The 5,525-nt window shown below is 69.4% G+C and carries 4 protein-coding genes; all 4 read right to left on the bottom strand.

Annotation, left to right across the window (positions count from 1 at the left end; translation table 11 throughout):
• Positions 1–162 precede the first annotated feature (162 nt).
• A complete protein-coding gene (locus C667_RS19775) occupies positions 163–1,641 on the bottom strand; it encodes a type IV pili methyl-accepting chemotaxis transducer N-terminal domain-containing protein (protein WP_004378438.1) in 1,479 nt (492 codons plus the stop codon).
• Positions 1,642–1,712: 71 nt separating this feature from the next.
• Positions 1,713–3,434 carry a nitrite reductase gene (locus C667_RS19770; protein ID WP_004378435.1) on the bottom strand — a complete coding sequence of 574 codons (1,722 nt, stop codon included), beginning with the start codon at positions 3,432–3,434 and terminating at the stop codon, positions 1,713–1,715.
• A 171-nt stretch (positions 3,435–3,605) separates the two neighbouring features.
• A complete protein-coding gene (gene sstT / locus C667_RS19765) occupies positions 3,606–4,832 on the bottom strand; it encodes a serine/threonine transporter SstT (protein ID WP_004378433.1) in 1,227 nt (408 codons plus the stop codon).
• Positions 4,833–4,905: 73 nt separating this feature from the next.
• A complete protein-coding gene (locus C667_RS19760; RefSeq protein WP_004378431.1) occupies positions 4,906–5,409 on the bottom strand; it encodes a CreA family protein in 504 nt (167 codons plus the stop codon).
• Between the last annotated feature and the right edge of the window lie 116 nt (positions 5,410–5,525).

The raw sequence follows: 5,525 nt of genomic DNA, 5'->3' as shown, positions 1-5,525 counted from the left end.
CGCCGGCTGTCGCAGCCGGGCGGCGGCTGAGGCTGCGGCAGCCGAGTCCGCGCCGCAGCCGGCGCTCCCACGTCGCTGCCTGATTCGCGCCGTGCGCCGCTCCTGCAGCTCGCCCGGACCGCGCCGCCGCCTTGCCCGCAGCGTCGTGCCTGCGAGCGGCGTTCAGGGCTCGCGGGTGAGGCGCTCGTAGAGCTTCACCATGGTATCGACGCAGCGCAGCAGGCGCTTGCCCTCGGCCGTCACCAGGCGTACCTGCTGGCTGCGGCGTGGCCGGTCCACGCTCGGCGCCAGCGCGCCGAGCAGGCGCCGCCACTGCTGCGCCACCTCCTCGAGCTGGGCGACGACCTCGGGCAACGCGCGGCCGTCGCGCAGGAGCTCGGCGAGGTTGGCCTCGAACTCGGCAGCCGAGCGCTCGATCAGCGCGGCGATCTCGCAGCCGGTGGCGAGATCCTCGAAGAGGAAGAGCTTGACGATGCGCTGCGACAGCATGCGGTTGCGGCCGGCGACATTGACGTGGTGCGCCGACTGCAGCCCGCCCATGCGCTCGGCGTAGGCGGTGAGCGCATCGGCGGCGGCGAGGAAGTCCTCGCTCGTCTCCAGCGTCCGCACCGCCTGGGACTCCTCGGCGGACAGCGCCGCGCGATACAGCGCCCAGGCGCGGCCGACCGCCGCGAGCAAGGCGGCGGGCTCGGCGCCCATGCGGATGGCCTGCAGGCGCGCGAGCGCGCGCTCGAGCTCGGCGCTGAGCTGGCGCAGCTGCGCGCGCGCATCCGTGGCCCCGATACCATGCGCAGCCAGCGCCCACGCGATCGCCAGGCGCTGGCTCAGCACCCGCAGGCGACCGGCCAGATTGATGCGCTCGCCCGGCGACAGCTCGCCCTCCTCGCGCCCGCGCAGCTTGCGCGCGAAGCTCAGCCGGCGCGGCTCGCTTGCCGCCCCGGCGTTGGTGTCGAGCAAGGCCGCGTTCTGGATGTGGATGCGGTTGCGCTCGACGACGATCAGCCCCTTGTCGGCGAGCTCGCGCAGGCTGCGCGAGAACGCCTCCGGGGTCATGCCGATGCGCTCGGCGACGATCTTCTTCTTGGCGCCGAGTTCGACCGTGGTCTCGCCGGCCAGCGGCAGCTTGCCCCCGGCGAGCTCGACGAGGTAGTCGAGGATGCGCTGCGCGCCGGTGAGCCCGGCGTGATGGCCGGCGACGTCGAACTCGACCGCATGCAGGCTGTGCGCGAGCGCCTCGACGACGCGGCCGCTGAAGCCGAGGTCCTCGCGCACCCTGCGGCGCAGCACGCGCACGTCGAGCGCGGTGACGATCGCCGGAGCGACGACCTCGCACACCGACTCGTGCTCCCGCGCGCCGAACACCTCGCCCGGCGCCAGCAGCTGCGGCCGGTGCACCAGCTCGATCACCTTGCGCACCTCGCCGGCGAGCAGGCGGTAGCGCAGCACGCTGCCGCTGCACAGCACGAAGGCCTGGCGCAGCGGCTCTCCCGGACGATGCAGCACCGCGTGTGCCGGGAGCTCGAGAATGCGCCCGCTCGCGGCGAGCTCGTCGAGCTGCTCCGCGCGCAGGCTGGAAAAAAGCGCGCAGCGCGACAGGAAGTCGCGCTGCGCCGGGCGGCGTCTGCCGTGTGGCTCCGTCAATCGATTCGACCTCGCGCCCGCCGCCGCTGGCCGGGCTCGGGCGGCAAGAGGCCGCCCGAGCGCGGGTCGCGTCAGTAGACGTCGTGCTGCGTGTTGTAGACGTTGAACTTGCCGGTCGGGGTGATCAGCTTCGGGTCGCGGATGACGGCCTTTAGCTTGCGGGTCTTGTCATCGACCACCACGATGGCCGATTCCTGGTCCGCACCGTTCCAGACCGAGAACCATACCTCATCCCCAGCCTTGTTGTACTCCGGCTGCACCACGCGCTTCGGACCTTCCTTGACGCCCGACCACTCGCCGATCGGGATCAGCTCGTAGCCCTTGTCGATGTTGTCGATGTCCCACACCGCCACCGACTGGGAGACATTTTCCTCCGGATTGAGCGTGGTATCGACCCAAAGGTTCTTCGACTGCGGATGGGTCTTGAGGAACAGCGAGCCGCCACCCAGGCCCTTGAGCGTGCGCACGACCTTCCAGGCGTTGTCGGGGTGCTTCTCGGGGTCGGTGCCGATCAGCGAGATGGTCTCGTCGCCGAGGTGGCCGGTCGCCCACACCGGGCCGAACTGCGGATCGACGAAGTTGGCGCCGCGGCCCGGGTGCGGCACCTTTCCGACGCTGACCAGCTTCTCGAGCTTGCCTTCCTTGGTGTCGATGACCGCGATCTTGTCCGAGGCGTTGGCCGCGTCCATGAAGTAGCGGTGCTTCGACTCGAAGCCGCCGTCGTGCAGGAAAGGCGCGGCCTCGATCATCTTCAGCTTGAGGTTCTCGAGGTCGCGGTAGTCCACCGAATACACCATCCCGGTCTCCTTCACGTTCACGAAGAATTCCGGGTTGAAGTGCGAGGACACGATCGCGGCCACGCGCGGCTCGGGGTGGTAGTCCTGGGTGCCGGTGACCATGCCGCGGGTGGAGACGATCTTGCGCGGCTTGAGCGTGTCGCCGTCCATGATCACGAACTGGGGCGGCCAGTAGGTGCCGGCGATGGCGTACTTGTCTTCCCAGCCCTCGGCCTTGGAGCTCTCGACCGAGCGCGCCTCGAGGCCGACCTTGATCTCGGCGACGGTGTCGGGCTTCTCCATCCACAGGTCGACCAGGTTGATCTTGGCGTCGCGGCCGATCACGAACAGGTAACGCCCGGAGGCCGACATGCGCGAGATGTGCACCGCGTAGCCGGTTTCGAGGATGCTGACGATCTTCTTGCTTGCGCCGTCGATGAGCGCGATCTTGCCGTCGTCGCGCAGCGTCACCGAGAACAGGTTCTCGAGGTCGAGGTCGTTCATCTTCTTGGTCGGCCGCTGCTCGACCGGGACGACGACCTTCCACGAGGCTTCCATCTCCTTGAGGCCGTACTCGGGCGGCGCCGGCGGGGTCTGCTGGATGTAGCGCGCCATCAGGTCGACCTCTTCGTCGTTGAGCACGCCCGAGGTGCCCCAGTTGGGCATGCCGCCGGGGGAGCCGAACTTGATGAAGACCTTGAGGTATTCGAGGCCCTTCTCCAGGGTGAGGTCGGGAGTCAGCGCCTTGCCGGTGGCGCCCTTGCGCAGCACGCCGTGGCAGCCCGCGCAGCGCTCGAAGAAGATGCGCTTGGCCTTCTCGAACTCGGGTTCGGACATGCGCGGCGCGAGCGGGTTTATGTCGTGGTGCATGGGCACGTCGGCCATCGGCGAACCGCCGGCCTGGTATTCCTTGAGCGCTGCATCGCCGTGGCCGGCGGGAGCTTCGGCAAATGCGGCCTGCATCGCGAGCGCGAGGACGGGAACGGCGGCCCACTTGAAAAGCGTCGCTGGAATCATGTTGTTGTCACCCTCGTGATTGGAAAAGGTGACGCACTCTGGCAGGTCGCCACGGGCTAACTTTGACCGCCGTCAACCTCATGCCATGTGCCTGTTTCTGAATGCATTTCGCACAGCGGGTGCTTGATCGCGATCAAGCACCCGCCGACCGTGGGCGATTCGGGCGCCGGATCAGGCCGTGGACGGAGCCGCGGCCCGGCAGGCCGCGGCGGTAAACAGCACGTCGGTCGAGGAGTTGAGCGCGGTCTCCACCGAGTCCTGCACGACCCCGATGATGAAGCCGATCGCCACCACCTGCATGGCGACGTCGGTGGGGATGCCGAACAGGTTGCAGGCCATCGGGATCAGCAGCAGCGAGCCGCCCGCGACACCGGACGCGCCGCAGGCGCCGAGCGCCGCCACCACGGACAGCAGCAGCGCGGTGGGCAGGTCCACCACGATCCCCACCGTGTGCGCGGCGGCGAGGCTCATCACCGCGATCGTGATCGCCGCGCCCGCCATGTTGATCGTCGCCCCGAGCGGGATCGAGATCGAGTAGGTGTCCTCGTGCAGCTCGAGGCGGCGGCAGAGCTCGAGGTTGACCAGGATGTTGGCCGCCGAGCTGCGCGTGAAGAAGGCGGTCACGGCGCTCTCGCGCAGGCAGGTGAACACCAGCGGGAAGGGATTGCGGCGGATCTTCCAGAACACCAGCAGCGGGTTCATGACGAAGGCGACGAAGAGCATGCTGCCCACGATCACCAGCAGCAGCCGGCCGTAGCCGAGCAGCGCGCCGAGGCCGGATTCGGTGAGCGTCGCGCCGACGAGCCCGAAGATGCCGAAGGGGGCGAAGCGGATGACCACGCGCACGATCTTCGACACCGCCTCGGCGAGGTCGGCCACCGCCGCCCGCGTGCCGGCGCCGGCGTGGCGCAGCGCGGCGCCGAGCGCGATCGCCCACGCCAGGATGCCGATGAAGTTGGCCTCCATCAGCGCGCGCACCGGGTTCGAGACCGCGTTCAGCAGCAGGTTCTTCAGCACCCCGACGATGCCGCCCGGCGGCGTGCCCGCGACCTGGGGCGCGTCCAGCACCAGCGCGGTGGGAAAGGCAAAGCTGGCGAGCACGCCGACCAGGGCCGCGCCGAAGGTGCCGATCAGGTACAGCATCAGGATCGGGCGCACGTGGGTCTCGCTACCGTGGCGGTGGCTCGCGACCGCGGAGGCGACGAGAACGAAGACCAGCACCGGCGCCACCGCCTTGAGCGCGGAGATGAACACGTCGCCGAGCAGGCCGGCGGCACGCGCGAGCTCGGGCGCGACGAGGGCGAGCGCGATGCCGCAGGCGAGGCCGATGGCGATCTGCGCCACGAGGCTGGTCCGGAAGAAGAAGCGGGAGACGGGACTTGCGATGGACTGGTTCATGATCGAAGAAAAAGAAAAAGCGCGCCCGCTCCCGCCTGCGGGCGGAAGGAGGCGCTACGAGGAATGCAGCGGATCAGCGCAGCGGGATGGGGATCGAGGCCGGCACCGGCACCGCGGTGACGCTATTCTGCGGGCTGCCCTCGATGAGCTTGTCGCTGTAGACGAGATAGACCAGCGTGTTGCGCTTGGGGTCGACCATGCGCACGATGCGCACCTTCTTGAACAGGATCGAGGCGCTCTGCGAGAACACCTCTTCCTGCTCGCGCAGCGGGCTGGAGAAGGAGATGTCGCCGACCTGGCGACAGGCGACCGACGCGTCGGCGGTGTCCTCGGCGAGGCCGAAGGTGCCCTTGAGGCCGCCGGTGCGGGCACGCGAGACGTAGCAGGACACGCCCCTGACGGAGGGGTCGTCGAAGGCCTCGACCACCACCTGGTGGTTGCGGCCGATGAGCTTGAAGGCGGTGTCGACGTGGCCCACGGTCTCGGCCGCGGCCACGCCGGGCAAGGCGAGGCCGAGCGCGAGCAGCGTGGCGGAAAGCGCGCCGCGGGACGGCTGGAATGCCGCAAGGGACTTCATCACGAAGGACTCCAGGATGCTGTGAGGCGACCATTATCGCACCGCAGCACGGCGCCGGGAGTCCCGCTCGGGCGCGGAGGCGCGGCCGGCCGGCGGGCGCGACCCGCCCGCCAGCC

This window comes from Thauera phenylacetica B4P, from assembly GCF_000310225.1.
Lineage (GTDB): Bacteria > Pseudomonadota > Gammaproteobacteria > Burkholderiales > Rhodocyclaceae > Thauera > Thauera phenylacetica.
This window is presented reverse-complemented; position numbering and strand designations above follow the sequence as displayed.

What these genes read in the sequence shown, in the direction of transcription:
- C667_RS19760 (WP_004378431.1), bottom strand. Translation starts at nt 5,409, where the DNA reads ATGAAGTCCCTTGCGGCATTCCAGCCGTCCCGCGGCGCGCTTTCCGCC.
- C667_RS19770 (WP_004378435.1), bottom strand. Translation starts at nt 3,434, where the DNA reads ATGATTCCAGCGACGCTTTTCAAGTGGGCCGCCGTTCCCGTCCTCGCG.
- sstT (WP_004378433.1), bottom strand. Translation starts at nt 4,832, where the DNA reads ATGAACCAGTCCATCGCAAGTCCCGTCTCCCGCTTCTTCTTCCGGACC.